This window comes from Mesorhizobium sp. M0587 (genome assembly GCF_040320945.1).
Lineage (GTDB): Bacteria > Pseudomonadota > Alphaproteobacteria > Rhizobiales > Rhizobiaceae > Mesorhizobium.
This window is the reverse complement of the sequence record NZ_JAMYQP010000128.1, coordinates 1-546: the sequence shown is the minus strand read 5'-3', so window position 1 is coordinate 546 and position 546 is coordinate 1. Positions and strand designations below refer to the sequence as shown.

Annotated in this window: 1 protein-coding gene; it reads right to left on the bottom strand. The window is 60.6% G+C overall.

The annotated features are described in order from the left end of the window. Nucleotides 1-448, bottom strand: a 448-nt coding sequence (locus NKI49_RS33325) for an ISAs1 family transposase (protein WP_352608463.1), incomplete at its 3' end; no start/stop codon positions are given. Nucleotides 449-546: the final 98 nt, after the last annotated feature.

Below are 546 nucleotides of genomic sequence, written 5' to 3'. Positions count from 1 at the left end.
CACCTGTGGCGTAGGCCGACAGCGTATGCAGTGCCTTCAAGCCCTTGCGCTGGTCGTGCGTGCGGCGCGAGGTCTTGCCGTCGATGGCGATGAGGTCGTGCCGGTCCGGCCACAGTGCCGCAATCCAGCTTTCGAAGCAGCGCCCGAACAGGATCGGATCGATGCGATTGACCAGAATGCGCAGCCAGCGTTCGCAGGGGATGCCGAAATGGAACTCCGAGAAGCGGCGCAGAAAGCCGAGATGATGCTCGCCCCAGGCAGCGATTTCGTCGAAATCGTCGCAGGAGCAGATGGTGGCGCAGGTCACCAGCAGCAGCACCTCGTCGAGCCGGTACATGATCCGCTGCGGCTCACGATCGTCCGAAAGCGCGGAAAAATGCTCCAGCAATAGGGCCAGACGCGCACGCGGAACCTCCTCGCCGGAAAACCGAAGTACCAAACCATCCATCGCAGTGCTCCCAACCGAATCACAGCACCCAGCGAATCACACCCGAACGTCAATGCAAAATGCCCGAAAATCTCCGTTAACCTGAATTCCCAACCGTG